Raw genomic sequence first — 22,465 nt, 5'->3', positions numbered from 1 at the left:
TTATCAATACCAATTATCTTTATGAGAAGACATACGTACAAGTCATTATTTCTTTTGATGACTGTTTACATGTTGGCCCTGCCGCTTAGATCACAGATTTTGGACGAATTTCCAGTAAGTGATCGGCCAGATAGGAGAATGTTTGACGAGAGAGTGTTTTACTCCAAGTTTATTTTTTTAGACTATCTTTCGGATGCAAAAACATGGTTTTATTACTTTGATATCATACATAGACGACAAAGTGGTTTAGAAAACAATAACCTGTTTGAACAGCCTTTAAGGACCAGTATAAGACCGTATATTGCCTACCAATTTGGACGGTTTACGAGGGTTCACTTAAGTCCGCTGGCATTGTTTATCAGTGATCCTCGGCAAGGTCAGCCATCAGACGTGCAACAAATAGGCGATACCGAGTATGAACTAAGGACTACACTGGAAATTACCCAGGATGCATATATCAAAAAGGCTGGAAAGGAATGGATAAACATGACCCACCGTTGGCGATTTGAAAGTAGATGGAGAGGTGTGGACGATCCTTTCGGACCTGTTTGGAACTATCGTATGCGCCAGCGAACCAGATTTCGTGTTCCAATCAATGGAAAGCATTTTTATGACAATAATGTTCTTTACACAGTCAATTATCATGAGCTTCATCTAGAGTTTGGGCCGAACATGAATCTTAACCAGTTTGCCCAAAACCGAAATTTTGTGGGCATTGGTTATAGATTTTGGGATTGGGCTAGAGTTGATGTTGGTTATCTACATCAATACAATTTTCGAGGGGATGGTCGTACGATTGACATGTCCCGTGGACCCATGGTTTATTTCTTCATCGACTATTTTTCCAAGTTGCGAATCGGAAGAAGTAGGATCGATAACATCATTAATTGACATCAGATTTGTTAACTATGAGCGATAAAGCATGTTATTGGAGCGTGAAATCAGGTTTTCTTTTTGGATGGTTGATTTTGCTTTCATCTTGTAGCAATATATTGGAATTTGAGAGTATAGGCTCATGTGGTGTTTTTGATAATCAAGCACCCCTACGATCTTGGAACTCGGTAGATGGAATGGTAAGGTATGATCAAACAAGGATGGAGTTTTTCGTCGTCGCGCGGTTTCCCGGCGATTCGAATCTGTCGGTTTTGCGTGTATGTAATTTTCCTGCTGCTTACATGGTGGATGAATTTCCTATACGTTTTTTTGGAAGTGAGTTCGACTCAATTACAGAAGACAGGATAGAGGAGGATGGTAGGTCGGCTACGATTCGGCCATTTGAAATCACCTACATTGAACGGGTAAGAAAATAATATAATGAGCATGTTAAAGCGATGTTTGGAAACTAAGGAATTTAAGGCCGCATTGGTAATAAACTTATTACTTTGCTTTACATTCATAAGTAATTTCGCTCTCTCACAACAAGTTGGTGTTAGGGCTTTGGTTGGCTACAGGGTAGCTGGGAATGCAAAGACTCCCTCCGGTATAGTTATGCCAAGGGAAAGTATTAACTTTCAATTCGTTGGTTCATTTGAGTTAGAAAACGGGATTATATTGGATGCGTCGTACCTGACCAGTCCCAGTCATATCAAATTTAGAGCGGCTCCCATGGAAAATTGGCAACAACTTGGGGAAATTCAGGTTTCATCTTTGATGGTTGGTGGAGGTTTTCAAAGCAATGAACCGACTGCCGCAATCGTTCCGTTCGGGATATTTCGAATTGGCAGAATGAATATTTCCTCGTTGGAGGACAGGTTTTCGTCATTTGGAAAGCTGGCGTTTGCGATGGAAGGAGGTGTTAAGTTGCCGTTTTCTCAGAGGTTTGGGTTGGTAACGCAGATTAATATGATAATGCCTGTTCATGGTGGAGAGAAGGATTTGTTTGCTGATTCATTAGGTGTATATCAATTTAATCCTAATGTTGGAATAACATTGGTTCAATTTGCTTTAAATACTGGATTTTATCTAAAATTTTGATTCTGGAAATTGTTCCCAAATCTTTCTGGCATCATTTCATGCTTTAGTGATGTTCTTCTATTCTAAACTAGCTCATTTTTACGGGTTTTATGTTTCATTTAACTGTGAATTTAACTAGTTTTAAATTTTTGTAGGCGTTGAAATCCACTTCATAGTGCCTAAATGATCGGTTTGGTACATGAATTGTTTCTTATTCCTGCGGAAGCTGGTCGTTTAAGTGGTATTGATGATTTGTGAAATATGGTTAGATTTATACTTTTTCTTGCAATTTTATATTTTCAAGTTGATTCAATTAAAGCTCAAGTAACTACGGTGTTTGAGGGTAAAATTGAGTTTAACAGTTTTTTTGGTGATGCCATTTACGAATACAGGGAGGGCATTGACGGAAACATCATTTACGATGGATTTTTCAGATTTGACGCAAAGGAGATTGATTCCCTTGACCAAACACAGTTGACCAAGTTTAAGGTAACTGGCAACTTTAAGGACAATAAGCGAGATGGCAGGTGGCTTTTTGATCTAGAAAGGCATCGGGTCAATTTATTGGATGTGATAGACTACGAGGTAAAAAGTAGTCTGGAAAGTGAGGATGTAGAAATAAAGGGGAACTATGCAGGTTCCCTGCCACATGGTGCTTGGGAATTTACCGAGTCGGCCTTCAGTGACGGAGAAATAGTAGAACGCGCAAAATCTGAGGGGATTAAATTTGACCGGGGAGTTATGGTGGGGAACGTTTACTTCCGTCGGTTTGAAGGAGGGCGAACTCAGTTTATTAGAGGGGAAGTAAGCCCAGCTGGGCGTCTTCAGGGCGAATGGTCAATGGTTTATCTGGAGGATTCAACGATTGTTTCTGAGGTTAGAACTTATGAAGATGGATTTTTATTGGGGTTAGTACGCAGAGATCTGGAAACCGACGAGAAAATTAATGAGGTTATTTTTTATTCGACGATTGAAAAACTAAACAAACTTACAAATGGCAAGGATTTAGGATTTACGGTGTCAAGCAATTCCTTTGGAATAGATTTCAACGACGGATTTGTTTGGGATGCGGAAGAGATTGGGGCGCAAGCAGCCGGAAATGGTTTTATCAAGCGATTTGTTCGAGATTTGCTTGCGTTCGATGAGTCAGTAGACTCCGACGGTACTATACAAAGGAGTCCGCTTCAAACAAGACGATTCGAATTTGAGTTGTCTACAGAAGATGTATACCACATTGAGAACATTCCAATTCTTTATGAGAGCTTAAGAGATAGTATTTCAATGTATTCCGAAATGAATTCATTGAGATTGAATCAAAATAGAAATGATTCATTGGCTTTTTCCTACGCATATTTTACCTATGAGGCGCAACGATTGTATCTTGTTTCTGACTTAGTAGATTTGGTAAGAAGTGGAGAGATTAGGTATATGGATTTAGACAACCTAGAACGCGATGTGTGGGAAAGATTAGTTTTAGACGAAGAGTTGCCATATCTATTCAATGGAGATACTTTGAGCAAACTCATTCCGACCGAGTTTTCCCGTGATACGTCGGAATCTTTTTTTTCTAATTTTTTTCTTTATCTATCTGACAAATTGGAGTCCGTTTCGGACATGGGTAGCTATGTGAAAAAGGAGTTATTTGAGATTGAGGTCAACTCTCGATTGAGGGTTTTGGAATCAAGAATTGTTCAAAGAAAGGGAGAAATAGATTCGTTGTTTCAGAGCTACATTCCCCAAAGGGCGGAGGAACGTCAATTGCTACAAGCACTTGTTAGTAATTTCTTGGAGAGTGGGTTTGATAAATTAACGTCTGAATATGCTGAAATATCGGAATTTGAGTTAAAGGAAGAAAAAGGGATGGTCGTGCTTGATATGTTAGATGAACTTGAAAAGCGTTTCCCAAATATTTCTACTCTATTTGAAAGAATGGAAGAATTAGATAAGATATATCTGGAGGAAACCTTTAACCCATTTACCTACAGTCGATATGATGTGAGGGCAAAGGAACGACTTTTTGATGCAGGAATGACTTTGTTTAAGGAATATCTGAATAACTTCATTTTAGAAGAGGACTATACAGAGATAAAGAATCATATAAATTCGATTGTAAAACTGCAAGATCGGTTACATGAACTTAGAACCCAAGATACTCGGACATTGGAGCGCAGGTTGGGCAGAAGGAGCTCGGCTAGTCGGATAGAATCAGCTCTTAATTTATAAAATTGTACCTTGTTATGTTGAAAGTAAACTCGAATACGAGAACTTTGCTTCTTTTCGTTCTGATTCACGCTTCAGTCAGTGTTTTTGGCCAAATTCAACAGGAAGAACCGCCTGTTAGAAGAGGTCTAGCACCCACGACAGAATCTTGGAACGGGTTGTATTTGAAATTAAGGCTGTCTGATCGAGTATTTTGGTATCAGGAAAATCACTATAGAAGGAGAAATAGTGTAGAAAATAGGTCGGATTTCGTAGGCAGGATGAGCCAGATTTATAATCGCTTCGGTTTTGTGTACCTATTCAATGATCAATTTGAAGTTACGGTAGGCCCTACATTGGTTTGGAATTTTACACCTGATCCAGATGATCCTAGCTTCCTTAATTCTACATTAGAGCCCCGACTATGGCATCAATGGTTACTAACACAATCCATGTCGGGTATCAAAATTCTACACCAATTCAGGTTTGAGCACCGATTTAAGCGGGATAATTTGGTTGGTGCTGATTACATTTATACTGATAGATATAGGTATAAAATTACGGCCTATATCCCGTTGAATAAGCCAAAAATGGAAAATAAGACTTTCTTTCTGGCACCTTCAAATGAAATCTTTTTTGAGACAGGAAAATTTCAGCGCGATATCCTGGAGGAAAATAGGGTATACACTGCCATTGGGTATACCTATAATAATTTTATGTTTTTTGGAGGGCATATGTGGACCTACGGGCCGACTAATAACCCTGGGATTTATAGGAACCGGCATATTATACGGTTAAATGTCATGTACACCCTTGATTTTAGATCAAAAAGGACTCCGATAATTAGGAGTTTACCATCAATTTAGGTCAAATTTGCATTGAACTCGAATCTTATGAAAAGAATAATACTATTGGTGATCCTTTTTTGGTCTGTTGAAACAGAAGGGTTTGGGCAATACAAAGGTCAATATAGATTACAGTCCGGCAATGAGATAAATGTGCAAGCGGGACTATTTGGAATCAACTTTACAGGAGAAGCATTTCCCCTAGAGCACATTTCATTCACTCCCAGCTTAACCTTTTTATTGCCAGCTACCGGAAAGGCGACGAATGTGCACCTTGATTTTCGGTATTATTTTACAGAAGAGAAGTTTGAGTTTTATTCTTTGCTGGGATATGGGCTTTTCCGCCGCAGATTTGAGTTTTCGCTAGAACCAGCCGTAACAAATATCAATTCTGTAAACTTGGGTGCCGGTATGATTTATAAATTCTTGGATGAACTCGGAATCAATGGTGAAGTAAAATTTCAGCCTCAAAATAATGGCGAGGTAATTGTCAGGGTAGGATTAAGTTACTTCATCAATTGATTGGATTGGCGGGAACCAAGATGTAATTTGTCCCAAATTCCTTCTGCAGTAATTGAAAAGTAATAAAACCCGCCGATCTCAGGTCCTCCTACGTATTGCGTGTATCTTTCGTTTAACACGTTTGTGGCGCCGGCCTTTACTATGGCATTTAATTTTGGGAGTTTGTAGCTCAACTGTAGGTCAAGGGTATTGAATGAGGGTACCTGGCCGGTGGCTAATGGGGAATTCCAGATAAATGTACTCTGCCATCGCCAAGCGACGGAATATCCAAGTTTTTTAGAAAGTTCCCGATCCGTCAAGCTGAAGTTTACCGTGTGTTCTGGAGTATTAAAAGCTGTTTCTAAGCCCTCTAAATCACGCCTGTCTATCTTATGAAGTGTTGCATAGGTGTAATTGCCGGACAAAACCATCTTTTTAGCTAAATTAAGGGAGAATTGGGTAGAGTAGCCAAAGTTGTGATACCTGCTTTTTGAATTTGTCCACATCCTGTATTTGGTGTGGGAGTTGAGATCCTCCATTTGTGACCATATATCAGGGTTAGGTTCTCCGGATGCCGATCGGATTTCACCCCTGTTCGGAACCGCTATTTCAATTTGGTCAATAAAGTTATCGTACATGTTGTAGTAAAAATCGAAATCAAAAAACAGTTTGTTATAGAAGAGGGAGGCCCGATAACCGATATCCAATGCTTTGATTTCCTCCGGAATTAAATAGGTGTAGTTGTTCTCCATCAGCAGGTGGCCATTTTGAAGTATGGCGTTCTCCTTGCTCAATCCTTGATTAATGTCTGTAACGATCGCATCTTGGAAGCGTTCTACGGAACTGCGTAAATAGGAGTTTTCAAACAGCCGTTGATTTCCAGTCATTAATTCTGTACCTCCGTAACGGATAATTCCTCCATTATTTACCGCACTGAATCCTTCAAAAATTGTTGGGAATCGAAATCCGTTTTGGATCGATGCCCGGATGTGTTGGTGGTCATCAATAGAATATACGGCGGCAAACCGTGGGTTGAAGCGAATGGGGAAGAATTGTGCTTTGTCCACGCGCCCTGAAGCCATCAACTTAAGCCGATCTTGGTTCAGCGTTTTGCTCAGTTGCACAAATGCTCCGATTTTTCCGTAATTTAACGTCTCATCACCGCGGGTATAAGGATTGATAAAACTGTTTCCCTCTGGGTGAATAATGTAATCTCGATAGTCCGATCCAATTAAAATATCAACGGCTTCGATGCGATCCCGTAAGTTATATTGCCATTCAAAATGGAAAAGTTGGTGCTCCAATATCAACTGTGCGCCTTCATCCCAATTATTTATACGGATCAACTCATTTAATTTCGAATCAAATTCAGAAGTGCCAGGAAGAAGTCTACCTGAATCTGCGGTTTTCCGGGCCATTGAATGGGCCATTGCAGAAGGCAAACCCTGCTGAAATGACTCATTGAAAACACTAGAATACTCATTGAACCAAATGTTATCGCTTTTAAACGATTTGTCCATATTTTCAGCCAAGGGTCTCAAATTGTAACTGTCTCTCGTATTTTCTGAGAGATAGTATCCCTGCATAATCAGGTTTTCTGACTTGAATGCTATTTTATGTTGCTGGACGCGGTAGTCATCGAGTCTGATACGATTTCCTCGTTGGTATATGGCATCAGTAGAGCCGAAACGGTAGGTGTAAGACAATTCAGCATCGGGGTTAACCTTGTAATGGAGCGCAGCGTCCAACTTAGTGTTTCTTACGCCATATGCTTTGTTTACCAAATCTCTCTCAAAGTAACCGGTTCGTCTAACTTCATATCGCCTGCCGTCTGCTAAATCAAGCATTCTTCTGTTTTGGCTTTCGTTCCCATAGGAGTTAAGTGGGTCAAGTGCTGGATTTTCTGCCCCCACCAAACCTGTAGATAAATTCACCGCGGGTCTTAGATCCCGGTAATCCTGTACTACCCAATCCGTACCTCGAAAGTCTCCTGCGTTTATCTTAAAAGCAAATTTGTCGTTTAGCGCTTTTGCTATTCTGAAGGCATACTCAGTAGCTACTTGAGGGGCAAAGTCGATGCCGTCAATGTGGTTTACACCAGTCCTTTGGTAAAAGCTAATTCCCTCGTACACAAACGGGTTCTTGGTTACCATATTAAATGTCCCGTTAAGCGCATTCATGCCGTACAAGGCGGAGGTTGCTCCTGGGACAATTTCAATACTTTCAATATCCAATTCACTTGGCCCAAGACTATTTGCTATCGAGACGCCTAATCCAGGAGCCTGAGTGTCCGAACCATCAACCATCGATAAAAAGCGGGGATTGGTGGTATTGTTGAATCCTCTCGTGTTTGGGACCTTAAACCCGAAACTGACAGTGGTCATCTGTACTCCTTTGACGTACTCCATTGCATCGAATAGTGTCGCCGCCGGTGATTCCCGTAAGTCCCGAATTGTTAGCTTCTCTATTGCAACCGGTGATCGCATAATGGATTCTTCTAATCTTGAAGCGGTAAAAACCACTTCATTTACAGCTAATATGCTTGGAGAAAGTTCAACAATAATGTTGTCCGTATTTGCATCCACTACAATCTCCTGCTTCTTAAATCCAAGTCCAGATATTACCAGTGTAAATGGTAGGGATCTATTGAATTTGAGCGAAAACCACCCATCTTCGCCTGAAAGTACCCCGCCAGTAGCACCCTTGATGTACACATTCGCCCCCACTAAGGCTTCGCCCGTCTCGGATTCATAAACCTTTCCGTAGATCTCCTTAACTTGAGCGGTTGCTTCTTGGAAAACAAGGCTAAAAATTATTATTACTAAACAACCTGAAGATCGTATCATTGCCTTACTAGTGAATTGATTTTTGATGCAAAGAAAAAACTATTTTAACAGGCTTCATATGTGGGTTCTTTGCAAAAAAATTAATTAAACCAAAGTTGATATGTTTCAATAATTATAGGTAGAAAGCGTTTAAATGTACGGTAAATTTAGTGATTTTTCTTGAAAAGGAACAACTAGGCCTTCGTCTTTTTGGTTTTAGACTATGTTATTTAAATTTGGACTAATGCCTAAAAACGAAGAGAGAATCCATCAGATTTCCAGTCCAATTTACTTTTTCAAAAGAAGTATCGTGAGATCCATGTGTGCAGGAACCTTACCTGGCAATACCCCGTTAGTTTACCTGTTAAATAACCCAAGTCTATTCCCATACATATGCGAAAAAAAAGAGCGCTACTCATTGCGGGTATAATCAGCATACCGCTGCTGATTGGTGCCGCTGCGGTTATAGGAATTTATAAAAACCAACGGGCGCTTACCCAAATGGCTTTGGGGTCCATCAACGAACAGTTTGGCGGGCAGCTTTTGATCGAAGATTCCTATGTGGCACTTTTTGCGCAGTTTCCCTACATTTCCATTGACCTAAAAGGCGTCCGGTTTTTTGAGACGAAAGCAATGGATACGAATCCTATTTATCAGGCCGAAGATGTCTACCTGGGTTTTGACATCATCGAGGTTATCAAAGGCAATTTCCAGGTCCATTCGATCAAAGTGGCTAAGGGAAGCCTAGACCTGATCAAATACGGGGATGGCTCGATCAATCTCATGAGGGCCAAAAATATGGATGGAGAGAAGGAGTCAACCGAAGAAGCGCTCGCCTTTGAATTAAAAGAGCTTCGCTTCGACGGGTTTTCGCTTTCCTACCTGGATGAGACCATGGGGCAGCAACTAATCTCGGAGATAGGCAAACTGAAGTCCCTCATCCGCCTTAGTGAAGAAGGCGTATTTGTGGATGTGCTGACCGATATGGTGTTGAACATAGTCAAAGATGGAAAGCCCACCTTTTTTGCCAATAAATCCATTACGCTGGACTGGGAACTGGATTACCGGTCTGCCCAGAACCTGGTGCAGATATCCCCTTCCAGCCTTGGTATACAGGATGCCCTATTCACCGTAGAGGGAACGGTAAACCTAAACGATGATTTTGATACAGACATCAAGATATACGGCGAGAAGCCGGACTTTTCCATTTTTGCTGCTTTCGCACCGGAGGAGGTGGCTGAGACATTAAAGCGTTATCAAAATCGGGGTGAAATCTATTTTTTGGGTACGATAAGAGGCAAGGCGGGCAATGGATCCATGCCTTCTATTGCTGTGGAGTTTGGATGTGAGAATGCCTACTTTGTCAATACCCTAGCCGAGAAGCGAGTGGATGACCTTCGGTTTTCCGGTTTTTACACCAACGGTAAGGATCGTAATCTTAAGACCTCGGAGCTTCGCCTTCAGCAGTTTTCGGCCAAACCGGAGGAGGGTGAATTTCAGGGTCAGTTGGTGATTCGGAATTTTGAGGACCCCTTTATCAAGGTAAACTTGCACGCGGATCTAGACTTGGAGTTTTTGGGCCAGTTTTTTGAAATCGAGGGCCTCCGAAGAATTCGGGGAAATGTGCTGCTCGATATGGACTTTGACGAATTGATTGATTTGGAGATGCCTTCTGATCAACTGGCCAGATTGAAAGAAGGCTTGGACAGTGAGCTGACCCTGCGAAACCTTAGTTTCGAAGTTCCTGGTTTCCCACACCCTGTCTCCAATGCAAACGGTCACGCCGTCATGGAAAATGGACAAATCAAGCTAGAGTTTTTGCGGTTCAAAGTGGGTGGATCAGATTTTGAATTTTCCGGTCAGTTGAGTGACTTTCCGGCCGTTTTTCATGGCTGGGATGCTCCTGTCACGGCGAGTATACAGGCCAAGTCCAACAAGGTAATCTTCTCGGAATTGCTGGCATTCAACCCAACCCTTGCAGACTCAACGGATGAGGAGCTTTCGGATTTTTCCGTGTCTTTTTCACTGGATACTCAAGGAAGTGAACTGGTAAATTTCAACTACCTACCCAAGGGGAAATTTAAGGTGGAGGACCTTTATGGCAAGTTAAAGGATTATCCCCATTCCTTCCATGATTTCGATGTGCTGATTGAAATTGACTCAGACCGGCTGGTAGTGGAAAATTTTAGGGGATACATTGACACGAGTGATTTTCGGTTTTCAGGGATTTTGACCAATTACGACAAATGGTTCAAGGATGTGAAGACGGGAAAATCAAGGTTCGACTTTAACATGCAGTCGGAATCCCTGGTGGTCCGGGATCTGCTGAGCTATAACGGTGAGAACTACTTGCCAGACGATTATCGTGACGAAGTTTTGCGGGAATTCAATCTCCGAGGTGCTTTAGATCTGAACTACGATACGGCTTTTAAGTCGGCGGATTTGGTGATAGAGCGGCTGGATGGAAAGCTGAATGTTCACCCGCTAAAGCTAGAGGCTTTTTCAGGGCGGATCCATTTCGAAAAGGGGAATGTATTGGTAGAGAGGTTCGGCGGTAAGATGGGACAAAGTGATTTTGATTTGGATCTTGCTTACTTTTCCGGAAAGGACACTACCCTAAAGGTACGGGAAAATCATTTGGCATTTAGAGCTAAAGCATTGGATTTAGATGCCCTGTTGAATTACGACCCCTATTCGACAGAGCCGGTTTCCCACGCAGATACCTTTAATATTTTTGAGTTGCCCTTTAGCCACATGACGTTCATGGCAGATATCGAACGGGTAAATTACCATACCTATTGGTTCGAGGATTTCAGGGCAAGGCTCAGAACCACCCCCGATCATTATCTGTACGTAGACACGCTGTCAGTCCGACTGGCCGATGGGAGTTTGGCCATGAATGGGTATTTCAACGGTTCCGATTCTTCGAATATCTATTTTCATTCCACGATGGTGGCGGATAAGCTGGACCTGGACAAGATGATGGTAAAGTTTGATAACTTTGGCCAAGATGTAATGATCAATGAAAACCTGCACGGTAAGGTGAGTGGCACCATTGTCAGTACGTTTTTGGTGCACCCAGATCTAACACCTATCGTAAACAAAAGCGAGGCAAAAATGGATTTGGTCGTATATAATGGCAGCTTGGTGAATTTTACCCCCTTGCAAGCGATGGGGTCCTATTTCAGAGACAGAAACCTCAACATAGTCCGGTTTGATACCCTACAGAATACCTTTGACTTGAGAAATGGGGTACTTCACATACCCAAAATGAACATCAACTCGAGCCTTGGCTTTATCGAAATGTCTGGTAGACAGAGTCTGGACCTCAATATGGATTACTTTATCCGAATCCCCTTGGGGCTCGTTACCCAAGTGGGTTTTAGGTCGCTGTTTGGGGGCAAAGGGAGGGAAGAAGTGGATCCAGATCAAGAGGATGCGATCGTGTTTCGCGATCAGAACCGGCGGGTAAGGTTTGTCAATTTGAATATTTCGGGAGACCCGGAAAATTTCCGGGTGACACTGGGGCGTGATAGGGGGCAGTAAGCGGAGGATTGGCTCCCTATCGGGTCCGTCGTTGAAATGTCTGCTCATGTACGTAGCATCCAAACCCCAGTTCCAAGTTGCATGGATTGGAAATGAGGGTCAGTTCATTCCCGCCGTCTGCCATTCGGAGGGTATACTTAAACCGGTAAATACCGTCTTCAGCCGGCTGTAATTGGTCAAATGGGACATATCTATTTCCTCGGGCAGCATAATACGTGCCGTCCAGCAGGTACAGTTCTCCACCCAATACGGTAAATTTGCCTGATACCGCGGCCGCATAGCCCACTATTTCGTCGCTTTCAGGTTTGTGGAAATACCACACGATGCGGTACGTATGATCGGTATTAAAGTGAATGATTTGGGTTGATAGGAGCTCTTCGGAAACGTCTTGGGATAGGTGTTGCCATGTGCCGTAAATATGTATTGGTCTGTAGTCATCGTCTGATGCACAGGACCAAGAGCAAACAGCCCAACCAATTACCAACATTTTTGTAACCAATCCTTTTCTTAACTCCATCCTTATTTCTTGGGTCTTATGTCTTACATCTCCGAAATACGCCTTCGGTGATACTAAAATGATATATGCTTCGCGATATAAGTGGATATATGCCTTCGGCGATATATGGGGTTACGTTTAGGAAGTTAGGTTCGTTTCATTTTTTTCGGTTTTGTAGACGATGTAGGTTCGTGAATTTTGCGAGTCTCATGTCTCACATCTAACGTCTAACCGCTGCATCTTGAGTCTTGCGTCTTTTGTCTTAGATCTCCGATCCCGAAAATTACCCCGATCAGGGTATTTTTTGCGTTGGAATTAAGTCCTATTTTTATAAAAGGCTGTTGGCAGCAGATTCTTCGCCCTCTATCGAGGTACATGAAGGGGATAGGGTTTATCTGGAGGTCGGCGACGAGATAGAAGAAAACCAAACCAGACCAATTTAACAAAATCCGTAAGAAGGGTCTGGGGAGACCAGACCAATGGGGAAGTTGTGGGTAATATCCAGAGTCCACCATCAATGATAGAAAATCGTATATTAGCATGAAATGAAAATACTATACGTAATAGCTGGATGCAACGGAGCAGGAAAAACAACTGCTTCTTACACAATTCTACCAGAAATACTTGACTGTAAGGAGTTTGTAAATGCTGATGAAATCGCTAGAGGAATTTCTCCTTTTCGGCCAGAAAAAGCAGGAATAGAAGCAGGCAGATTGATGTTGAAAAGAATTAAAAGATTGTTAGAATCAGGAGAAAGTTTTGCCTTTGAAACTACTCTTTCAACTAGAAGCTATGTCCAATTTATCGATAGGGCAAAAGAAATGGATTACCAAGTAACTTGCTTGTTTTTCTGGCTAAATTCGGAAGAATTGGCTATTTCAAGAGTGGAAACAAGAGTAAAAGAAGGAGGTCATCATATACCGGAAGAGGTGATAAGGAGGAGGTATAGAAGTGGTCTTAAGAATTTTTTCAATCTATATCTTGCCAAGGTGGACAACTGGCTGTTTGTAAACAATTCAGGAGATACTTATGAGATAATAGCTGAAGGAGCATTGAAGGAAGAAACAATTAATAATGTTGAACAATGGGAAGATTTAAAAAGGAATTACTATGGGAACTAAAGAACAACTGAAAGAAGAACGGGATAAAATAGTCAAAGGCCTCGAAGAGGCATACAGAAGGCTGATCGAATACAAAAAGCAAAAGAAAAGTCCGATGATCGTGGTAAGGAACGGAAAAATTGTCGCTGTTGACCCAAATGAAATGCTACCCACAACATTGTATAAGCGTGATGCGTAGAATTACTCTTCGAAACACCTGTTGAGTATTTTGCTTGCGCTGAAAATCAGTATAATGGTAAAAAAATTAATTATCTTGTGAAGGGTTTCTACCTTTTTATCAGCCGATACCCTATACGTGTCTGAAGGTCGCTGGTTCCTCCCCAAAAAGCTAAATCACTCGAAGGCAAACGATAGGTTCGCGCTTTAAGTAGTGGTATGGGGTAGCGTGAAGGTAGTTTGAAATCACCTGCCGAAATGCCCAATAGTCTAAAAAAAGGGCCTGTTTATGACGCAGACCTTATTGGTTACAGGTGCTACTTCCGGTATTGGCCTGATAGTCGTAAATGAGCTTAAGAATAATTGTTTTAACGTTTTTGGAACAAGTCGTAATCCAGCGTTGCATCAAGGTAGTGTCTTTTGAATTGCTACTTGCCAAGTTGGTTTTGAAAATCATCTATTCAAAAAAATCCGTATTTTAGCTATCGGGTTGGAAGGTATGCAGCAATTCTTCCAATTATACAATTTGCGTTCGCAAAGCGGTTTGAATTCGGAACAAGAAAAAAATTCAACATTTGAAAGAACATATATTCTTTGGACTCCTGCTGATTTCCCTTTGGAGCTGTAAGTCCGAGCTTAGTACAGAGAAGATGGTACACCGTGTCCTACAAGAGGCACCTCTGATAGATGGACATAACGATCTGCTGATCCACTACATATGGTGCGGGGAATGCCCGCGGGAATTGGATGCCTATCCTTTGGACACGGCCACTTCGGGTCATATAGACCTGCCTCGGTTGCGAAAAGGCGGAGTAGGGGCTTTACTTACCAATATCTTTGGAAGGGGGCGACAGATGAACGAGTACCTCCAGGGTTGGGATTTGATCTATAGAATAGCGGAGAAGTATCCCGATGATTTTCAGTTGACAACTTCTTCCAAGGAAGTGAGGCAGGCGATGAAAGAGGGTAGGATAGGTATCATTCCATCTATGGAGCATACGTATCAGTTGGTGGATGACCTGGGAATGCTACGAACCTTATATCACCTAGGGCTGCGTTCGGTGATTCTGGCGTACGATACCAACAACATAGCGGATGGTGCCTACGATGAGCCAGTCCATGATGGGCTGAGCGCATACGGCAAAGAGATGGTGCTCGAAATGAACCGCCTGGGTATTATGCTAGATCTTTCACATATCACCGAAAAGGGCATGTTGGATGCCTTGGAGATAACGAAGGCACCCGTTATTTTCAGCCACGCCAACGCGAGGGCACTTACCGATACCCGGCGGAATGTCTCTGACGAGGTACTTTTGAAGCTAAAGGAAAATGGAGGTGTGATTATGTTGACCCCTGTCAATTATTTCACTACGCAGGAAGCTTATGATTACTTTTTTGTAGAGATGGATAGCGTCAGGAAGGTTTTTGACGAGAGGTACCCGGATCCCGACCAAATGACGGATGAAGAAATCGAACGGGCGGATGAAGAGTGGATGGCATGGGAGAACGCCAATCCACTACCGGTGGTTACGGTCAAAGACTTTGCCGATCACTTCGACTACGTCAAAAACCTCATTGGTGTAGACCATATAGGCATCGGAAGTGATTTTGATGGGATGACCTATCTGATTGAGGGAGTGGAAGATGCGAGTACATTTCCACATATTCTATCGGAGCTCGCCCACCGAGGATGGACGGAAAGTGAGTTGAAGAAAGTAACACAACAAAATTTCCTTCGGGTGTTTGAAGCCGTAGAGCAGAGATCAAAAGAATTGAAAATATCCACAAACCCTCGAATTGCCAAAGTTCCTACACAGGATGGTGAATGAATTATCCCATTTCCCCATACGGGTGCTTCCATGCGTCCCGGTAGGGTCTTTTCAGTAGTTGGGTGGCTTCGGCGTCTCCAACCACGATCCTCTTCTCCGGATCGTAAACCAAAGGACGTCCGAGCTCCATGGATAGATTGGCCAAGATACAACTTGCGGTGGAAATGTGCCCTTCTTCGATATCCGCCACCGGACGGCCACCTTCCTCAATGGCCTTGAGAAAATTCAGCATATGCAGGCGCGTAGCAGGGGCGGCGTTCAATTCAATATCGGCCTCGGTGAGGTCTTCGGGGTATTTCTCCCGCTCGTATACCACATCCCCACGCACAGCCTCTCCCTGTCCATGGGGGATAAAATCGTAGCGCATGGTGCTTCCCTTTAGTGTTCCTTTATCTCCATAGAGGACAAAGGCCCAAGGGTACTCCGGATCGGCTGGGGTTCCCCAGGATCGATGCTGCCACACACAGTTCAGTTCGTCGTATTCGAATGTAGCGGTTTGGGTATCCGCAATGGTGGATCTGCCGCCTTTTTGCACGTAAATCCCTCCGCTGGCATTTATTCGTTTGGGCCAGCCAAGGTCCAGCATCCAGCGCACGGTGTCAAACATATGCACACACATGTCGCCGGTGATTCCGTTGCCGTATTCCATCATGGTACGCCACCACCGCTTATGGGGCAGACCGGTATAGGGCAATAATGGGGCGGGACCGGTCCACATCTCATAGTCAAAAAAGTCAGGAACAGGTTCCACATCGGGGTTGCCGTTTGCCCGCATATGGTAGTAGCAGCACATATCTACATGGGATATTTTGCCGAGCATACCCGAATCCACAAACTTCTTTTTTGCCTCTATCAGATGCGGGGTGCTTTTTCGCTGGGTACCCACTTGAACCACTTTGTTGTATTTGCGGGCAGCGGCTACCATCGCTTCACCCTCCAATACATCCACGCTGATTGGTTTTTGGACATACACATGGGCACCCGCTTTCAGGGAGTCTATCGCTTGGAGTGCATGCCAATGGTCCGGACTGCCAATCACCACGATGTCCACCTTATTTTCGGCCAGCATCTTTCGGTAGTCGGAATAGGTTTTCGGAATCTTTCTCGATGCCTGCCTTTTACTGACCAGTTCTGCTGCATCTTTGAGCATATTGGCGTCGGGGTCGCATAGCGCCACCACATCTACCGAGGCCACCTGTATCAGTCGAAACAGGTCACTTTTACCATACCAACCGGCACCTATTAGGGCCACTCGGTAGGTTTTTGCGGTTGAAGTAGACGGAAAAGCATTGGTACCCAAGCTGGTAAGGGCAAGCAAGGCGGTGGAACCTTTGATAAAGTGGCGACGGTCAGTCGGAGGAGGGGTCATCGGTTTCTTCTTTTTGTGGGTTTATAGAATGAAAAGTACAACTACGACTTTCTTAATCCAATCAATATTACCGATAAAAACAGAGAAAATAAAATTTGCGGACGTTTAAAAGCCCACCGAAAATCCAGATCGGGCTTTGATCTGGGCAGATTCCGAATCCTGCCGGTGTTGGTCATAGCTCTTTAGGCCGTACTCCTTCAGAATATCGGCAATAGCAATCTCAGGGGAAAGGCTTTCGATGATGGACCACTCCTCTTCGTGAAAATTGGTGATGCGGATATGGCGTCCGGATTTTCCTGCGAATTGTTTGGGTTTAATTGGTTTAAATTTATACATTATTCCCCCAAAATCAAGTATCAGCGACTAAAATACAGGAGGCTGTTTAAGCGCTATTTTGGTCTTCTGTCTTTCGTGTAAATGGATAACAGGCGAGAGGGTGTTTGTATGTCCCCAAAGCCGAAAGCTGTTATAATTAGCAGCTTGGATCATTTAATGGGCATTTGAAGTGATAAAATACGGAGTTAAAATCAACTTTATGAAAATGGCACTACGGTTTTTGTGGAATGTTTCGTTCGTTTTTATATTGGGCTTGGGATTGGTGTTCGGACAATCCAAGCCCCAGGTTTTTCTGCTGACGGATATAGGCGGGGATACCGATGACGAGCAAAGCTTGACCCGATTTCTGTACTATGCAGATCACTTGGACATCAAGGCGCTCTGCGCTACTAGCCGCTTGGGGCATGGGCAGGATACCAAACCTGAACTCCTCCGTGCCCATGTGCAGGCCTACCGGGAGGTCTACCCAAATTTGCAGCTGCATTCCAGCGAATTTCCATCACCGGACTACTTGGAATCCATCATCAAAGATGGACGGGGTAACCATCAGCAGGTGGGGGAGGGCTTTGATTCGGAGGCTTCGGATTTTTTAATCCACGTGGTTGACGAGTCGACAGCAGTCGTGCATATACCTGTTTGGGGAGGCCTCAGGGAGCTTGCTCAAGCTCTATGGAAGGTGAAGAACAGCAGGAGCGAGGCAGAAGTTGAGGCTTTTTGCCAAAAGATCCTCGTACACGCTATTGGCGATCAGGACGGACACAGGGCGTGGATCCTCCAAAATTTCAAGCAGCTACCTTTTATTGCCAATGGGTTTGCCTGGCAGGGCAGTGCCGGAGTCCGGGAGTTGTCTGCCTTTCGGGGCATGTACATGACGGGAGATACCAGTATGCAGGACGGAGATTGGGTGAGGGGAAACATCCATGGGAATGGGCCGCTTAGCGATCGCTACCAGCTTCATGGGCACGGTACCAACGGCATGAAAGAAGGAGATAGTCCCTCATTTATGGGATTGTTAGCCAACGGGCTGAATGTTCCTGAAAACCCGGAATGGGGAGGCTGGGGAGGCAGGTACCGGCGTTTAAATCAGCAGCTTTACATCGATGTCCCGGATTTTATGGATGGAAAACTCAATGAGCGGCACACGGTGGCCAGGTGGCGGCCGGCATTTCAGCGGGACTTCATGGCAAGGGTCAAATGGGCTACGGAGTCTGTGGAAAACAGCAACCACTCTCCGCAGGTGGTGGTCAATGGGCAGGATGGAACGTTGCCCGTTTTTCTACACGCAAGGCCGGGTGAACTCATTGCATTGGATGCTTCGGCCAGCAAGGATCCGGATGGGGATGCGCTGAGTTTCCGTTGGTTTGTCTATGAGGAAATCTACAAACCCTCGGAGCCTGTCCAATTCCAATTTGTAGAAAATAGCAGGAAGGTACGCTTTGAATTTCCGGATATGCCCGTAGGAGAACAGCTGCATCTGATACTCGAAGTTACTGATAGCGGCCGGCCATCCCTTACGAGTTATCGACGCATTATTTTCACCGCCGAGGCCGGCAAGGCGGTTCAATAGACATACCGCTGGCAGGCGATGAATTTGATGGTTTAGCAAGATTACCTTTTGCGATAAGCGATTTTAGTTTCCTTCATATTAACCCAATAACACGATGAAAATACCTCAATGTCGTTTTGAATTGCTCAGCTTTTCGGGCCTGGTACCTGCCGCTATCGCACTCTTTTTGAATGGTATGATATACTCCTGTGATACAGCTGAGAACCGGGAGCATGCTGAAAACTCCGACGCTTGGCTGAAACCTTATGCCGAAAACCCCCATTATTGGGAGTATCAACGTAAACCAGTTCTTCTTTTGGGGGCAACGGACGACGATAACTTGTTTCAAATGAATGGGTTGGAGGAACATTTGGACCTGCTTCGACAGGTGGGGGGTAACTACATTCGCAATACGATGAGTTCCAGAGACTCCGGAAATGTCTGGCCATTCTATCAGCAAGTAGACGGTCTTTATGATTTAGACCGGTGGGGAGACGAGTACTGGACGAGGTTTGAGTCGCTTTTGAAACTTTGCCATGAACGGGATATCATCGTGCAGATCGAGGTGTGGGATCGGTTTGATTTTTCCAGAAGTATGGGTATCGATGGGGCCTGGGATGTGAACCCCTTCAATCCGGTAAATACGATTACCTACACGCTGGAAGAAACGGGATTGGTAGAAGAATACCCATCTCACCCAGCTTCCGACCTTCAGCCATTCTTTCATACAGTTCCGGGTATGGCAAACTATGACCCTAAACTGGATCTGGTAAGAAAATACCAGGAAAAATTTGTTGACAAAATGTTGTCCTACACCTTGGACTTCGGCAATGTGCTTTATTGCATGAACAATGAAACCAGTACGCCGGTGGAATGGGGGAATTACTGGATCGATTTTATTCGTGCCAAAGCGCACGAAAAGGGTAAGGAGATAGCTATCACTGATATGTACGACTCTTTCTATAAAGTGAATGAATGCGAAAAGTGCCTGGACATGATCGCAAAACCGGAATACTATACCTTTTTGGATATTTCGCAGATCAATAGCCGAAACTTTGGACAGGCCCACTGGGATACCCTTCAAGTAATTATGCAAAAGCGCAATCAGTATGCTCCCCGACCGGTAAACCATACGAAGATATACGGGGGAGGTAATTATGGTTTTGGGTCCGGTTCGAATGAGGATGGGGTAGAAAGGTTCGGTAGGAATTTACTAGGAGGAAGTGCCTCAGTGCGGCATCATCGTCCTCCCCATGGAAATGGCTTGAACGACAAGGCAATCGGAATCATTGAAGCCACCAGAAAAGTAGAAGAAAGGGTCAGATTCTGGGACGTGGAACCCGCTATGGAGCTGCTTTCAGATAGGGAGGAAAATGAAGCGTATTTGGCTGCCAAACAAGGAGAAGGTTATATTCTTTATTTTCCAAAAGGAGGATCGGTAAAACTGGATTTAAGTGCGTACTCCGAGCGATTCTCCGCAGCGTGGGTTTCCGTAGCTACGGGTGAATGGGGAGAGGAGTATGCGGTAGAAGGAGGGGATTTTAGGGATGTGACTACACCGGACGATAGTGGTTGGTATCTGGTGATTAGCGAATAAACAAAGCCAAAGCACCATCAAGTCTTCCCTACCATTGGTGTAAGTACAGGCTGATGGTGCTTTATTATTATGGAACTACCGGTTCTAGTTACAGTTCGTAAAACCCAAAATAATCCCTCGCATTTCGATAGCAGATGTCTTCTACCATCTGTCCCAGCCATGCTTCGTCCGCTGGAAGTTCCCCGTTGGCCACGTCTTTGCCGATGAGGTTGCAGAGAATCCTTCGGAAGTATTCGTGTCTTGGGAAGGAAAGAAAGCTGCGGGAGTCTGTCAGCATACCCACAAAGCAGCTCAATATTCCCATATGAGAAAGAGCGTTGATTTGCTTTTCCATGCCGTCCTTTTGGTCCAGGTACCACCATCCGGAGCCGAATTGCACTTTTCCCTTTACGGATCCGTCGTTGAAGTTGCCCACCATGGTGGCCATCACTTCGTTATCGGCGGGATTCAGGTTATATAAGATGGTTTTGGCGAGCTGATCGCTGTTGTCGAGGTTGTTCATGAACTTGGCCAAGGCTGTCGCTTGGGTAAAATCGCCGATGGAGTCAAACCCGGTGTCGGGTCCGAGTACCCGTAGCATGCGTTCGTTGGTGTTTCGCAGGGCTCCCAGGTGATACTGTTGGGTCCATCCCTTTGCGTGGTACATCTTTGCCAGTGCGGTCAGTGCTTCGAACTTAAAGTAGGCGATTTCTTCGATAGACAGGGTGTTTCCGGCCAAAACCGAGGCAAAAAGCTTTTCTATAGGGTATTTTCCGTGTGGAAAGAAATACAGTTGCTCCAGCCCATGGTCGGACAGGCGGCCGCCGTTTTCGTGAAAATACGCCACGCGGTTTTCCAGCGCGGTCAATAGGTCTTCAAAGGTTCGGATGCTGATGCCTGTTACGGCTTCCAGTTTTAGCAGATAGGCATGGTAATCCGTAGGGTTTTCTACCGCATAGGCTTTATCGGGCCGGAATGCGGGAAGCAGTTTCAGAGCGAGTCCCTCTTTTTTGGCTAGTTGGTGGTATTCCAAGCTGTCGGTGGGGTCATCTGTGGTGCAGACCACTTCGACGTTCATCTTGTGGAGCAGTCCCCTGACTCGGAAGTCCTCCTCCTGCAACTGGTAGGATGCCGACTCGTAGATTTCCGGTCCGGTTTCGGCAGTCAGCAGTTTATCCACGCCGAAATACCGCTGAAGCTCCAGGTGGGTCCAGTGGTAGAGGGGGTTTCTCATGGTATAAGGCACCGTGTCTGCCCATTTTTGGAACTTCTCCTGATCGGTGGATTCCCCTGTAATGAATTTTTCCGGTACGCCCAAGGTACGCATGGCCCGCCATTTGTAATGGTCTCCTGCGAGCCATACCTCTGTTAGGTTGGTAAATTGCCGGTTATGCGCGATATCGTGGGGAGAAAGGTGGCAGTGATAGTCGATGATAGGCATCTTGGCTGCATGCCCGTGGTAGAGTTTTTTTGCAAAATCCGATTGAAGTAGAAAATCCTCGGATAGAAAGGTGCCGGTCTTTGGCTTCAGTAGATGTTCCATGTGTTTGCTTTGTGAGACAATAACCCGTGCATTGGTAGGCCAGGGGGACTAAACAATCGATTGCACAAATTACGTAATTTTTCCCAAAAAAAAGGCCTGGTTCCGTAATTCTAGGCATTTATTGCGTAAGTCACTCAAAGGTTTGCGAGTAGGCGGGTAATTTTGGTTCAAATTCTCATGATGTAACAGGAGAGACGATATTTCTGAGGAAACCAGTCACCTTTTTCCACAATCGTAGCCAAAAATACCCCTATCAGGGTATTTTTTTCAATGAACGAAAGCCTTATCTTTAGCGATGAGGTATGGCCTATACGCTATGACCGGAGTACATTGGCTAGTAAGTTGGGTGTTGCTTGTGTTAAAGTGGGCCGGGAAGTGGGCCAGAGGCAACCGACTTGCGGCTAGGTAGCTAAACGAGGAAAGATAGGCGCAACCGAGTAGCGCCAATGCAACCAAATTCGGACACATAGGCGCAACTGAGTAGCGCCAATAAATAAGTTGAACAAAACCTCCTACGTCGGTAGTTTTTGACTTTTCATCTATTAACGTTCTTATTTTTAGATAAATAGCTTATTTTTATTTCATGTACAATCTTTAAACTCTATTAATCATGGAAAAAAAAGC

The 22,465-nt window shown here is 44.2% G+C and carries 17 protein-coding genes; 12 read left to right on the top strand and 5 right to left on the bottom strand.

Translation table 11 applies throughout. The annotated features are described in order from the left end of the window. The first annotated feature begins 21 nt into the window (after positions 1-21). The 6 genes from JJU34_RS18060 to JJU34_RS18035 all read left to right on the top strand — a co-directional run bounded on the left by JJU34_RS18060 (position 22) and on the right by JJU34_RS18035 (position 5,519). Positions 22-891, top strand: a complete 870-nt coding sequence (locus JJU34_RS18060) for a DUF2490 domain-containing protein (RefSeq protein WP_228693818.1) — start codon at positions 22-24, stop codon at positions 889-891. A 17-nt stretch (positions 892-908) separates the two neighbouring features. Further along, positions 909-1,310, top strand: coding sequence for a hypothetical protein (locus JJU34_RS18055; protein WP_228693817.1), 402 nt, complete (start codon positions 909-911; stop codon positions 1,308-1,310). 25 nt (positions 1,311-1,335) lie between these two features. Continuing rightward, a complete protein-coding gene (locus JJU34_RS18050) occupies positions 1,336-1,974 on the top strand; it encodes a hypothetical protein (protein WP_228693816.1) in 639 nt (212 codons plus the stop codon). A gap of 240 nt (positions 1,975-2,214) precedes the next feature. Beyond that, the gene (locus JJU34_RS18045) at positions 2,215-4,176 is read left to right on the top strand and encodes a hypothetical protein (protein ID WP_228693815.1); all 1,962 of its coding nucleotides are present in this window, start codon (positions 2,215-2,217) and stop codon (positions 4,174-4,176) included. A gap of 14 nt (positions 4,177-4,190) precedes the next feature. Beyond that, on the top strand, positions 4,191-5,018 hold the full coding sequence (locus JJU34_RS18040; protein WP_228693814.1) for a DUF2490 domain-containing protein: 828 nt from the start codon (positions 4,191-4,193) through the stop codon (positions 5,016-5,018). Between the two features lie 27 nt (positions 5,019-5,045). Next, positions 5,046-5,519: a hypothetical protein gene (locus JJU34_RS18035; RefSeq protein ID WP_228693813.1), complete on the top strand. Its 474-nt coding sequence runs from the start codon at positions 5,046-5,048 to the stop codon at positions 5,517-5,519. Here the strand turns inward: JJU34_RS18035 and JJU34_RS18030 are convergent. Beyond that, positions 5,504-8,344 carry a TonB-dependent receptor gene (locus JJU34_RS18030; RefSeq protein WP_228693812.1) on the bottom strand — a complete coding sequence of 947 codons (2,841 nt, stop codon included), beginning with the start codon at positions 8,342-8,344 and terminating at the stop codon, positions 5,504-5,506. The two genes, JJU34_RS18035 and JJU34_RS18030, sit on opposite strands and share 16 nt — an antisense overlap. Before the next feature lie 372 nt (positions 8,345-8,716). Between JJU34_RS18030 and JJU34_RS18025 the strand changes: the two genes are divergently transcribed. Further along, positions 8,717-11,869: an AsmA-like C-terminal region-containing protein gene (locus tag JJU34_RS18025; protein ID WP_228693811.1), complete on the top strand. Its 3,153-nt coding sequence runs from the start codon at positions 8,717-8,719 to the stop codon at positions 11,867-11,869. Between the two features lie 16 nt (positions 11,870-11,885). Here the strand turns inward: JJU34_RS18025 and JJU34_RS18020 are convergent, their stop codons facing one another. Continuing rightward, positions 11,886-12,386 carry a hypothetical protein gene (locus tag JJU34_RS18020; RefSeq protein WP_228693810.1) on the bottom strand — a complete coding sequence of 167 codons (501 nt, stop codon included), beginning with the start codon at positions 12,384-12,386 and terminating at the stop codon, positions 11,886-11,888. Positions 12,387-12,910: 524 nt separating this feature from the next. Between JJU34_RS18020 and JJU34_RS18015 the strand changes: the two genes are divergently transcribed. The 3 genes from JJU34_RS18015 (at position 12,911) to JJU34_RS18005 (ending at position 15,471) form a co-directional block, all read left to right on the top strand. After that, the gene (locus JJU34_RS18015) at positions 12,911-13,486 is read left to right on the top strand and encodes a zeta toxin family protein (protein ID WP_228693809.1); all 576 of its coding nucleotides are present in this window, start codon (positions 12,911-12,913) and stop codon (positions 13,484-13,486) included. Further along, on the top strand, positions 13,476-13,664 hold the full coding sequence (locus JJU34_RS18010) for a hypothetical protein (RefSeq protein ID WP_228693808.1): 189 nt from the start codon (positions 13,476-13,478) through the stop codon (positions 13,662-13,664). Before JJU34_RS18015 ends, JJU34_RS18010 begins: the two co-directional genes overlap by 11 nt. Before the next feature lie 553 nt (positions 13,665-14,217). Further along, a complete protein-coding gene (locus tag JJU34_RS18005) occupies positions 14,218-15,471 on the top strand; it encodes a dipeptidase (protein ID WP_228693807.1) in 1,254 nt (417 codons plus the stop codon). Position 15,472: 1 nt separating this feature from the next. Here JJU34_RS18005 and JJU34_RS18000 read toward each other — a convergent pair whose 3' ends face one another. Both JJU34_RS18000 and JJU34_RS17995 read right to left on the bottom strand, forming a co-directional pair. After that, on the bottom strand, positions 15,473-16,840 hold the full coding sequence (locus JJU34_RS18000) for a Gfo/Idh/MocA family oxidoreductase (RefSeq protein ID WP_228693806.1): 1,368 nt from the start codon (positions 16,838-16,840) through the stop codon (positions 15,473-15,475). Between the two features lie 105 nt (positions 16,841-16,945). After that, entirely contained in the window at positions 16,946-17,176 is a 231-nt protein-coding gene (locus JJU34_RS17995) for a hypothetical protein (protein ID WP_228693805.1), read from the bottom strand. A gap of 199 nt (positions 17,177-17,375) precedes the next feature. Here JJU34_RS17995 and JJU34_RS17990 point away from each other — a divergent pair, with 199 nt between their 5' ends. Continuing rightward, a complete protein-coding gene (locus JJU34_RS17990; protein ID WP_228693804.1) occupies positions 17,376-18,743 on the top strand; it encodes a nucleoside hydrolase-like domain-containing protein in 1,368 nt (455 codons plus the stop codon). A 94-nt stretch (positions 18,744-18,837) separates the two neighbouring features. Continuing rightward, positions 18,838-20,319, top strand: a complete 1,482-nt coding sequence (locus JJU34_RS17985; RefSeq protein WP_228693803.1) for a putative collagen-binding domain-containing protein — start codon at positions 18,838-18,840, stop codon at positions 20,317-20,319. An 88-nt stretch (positions 20,320-20,407) separates the two neighbouring features. Here JJU34_RS17985 and uxaC read toward each other — a convergent pair whose 3' ends face one another. Beyond that, positions 20,408-21,841 carry a glucuronate isomerase gene (gene uxaC / locus JJU34_RS17980; RefSeq protein WP_228693802.1) on the bottom strand — a complete coding sequence of 478 codons (1,434 nt, stop codon included), beginning with the start codon at positions 21,839-21,841 and terminating at the stop codon, positions 20,408-20,410. Between the last annotated feature and the right edge of the window lie 624 nt (positions 21,842-22,465).

It is taken from the genome of Lunatimonas sp. (assembly GCF_020832325.1).
Taxonomy (GTDB): Bacteria; Bacteroidota; Bacteroidia; order Cytophagales; family Cyclobacteriaceae; genus Lunatimonas.
This window is presented reverse-complemented; position numbering and strand designations above follow the sequence as displayed.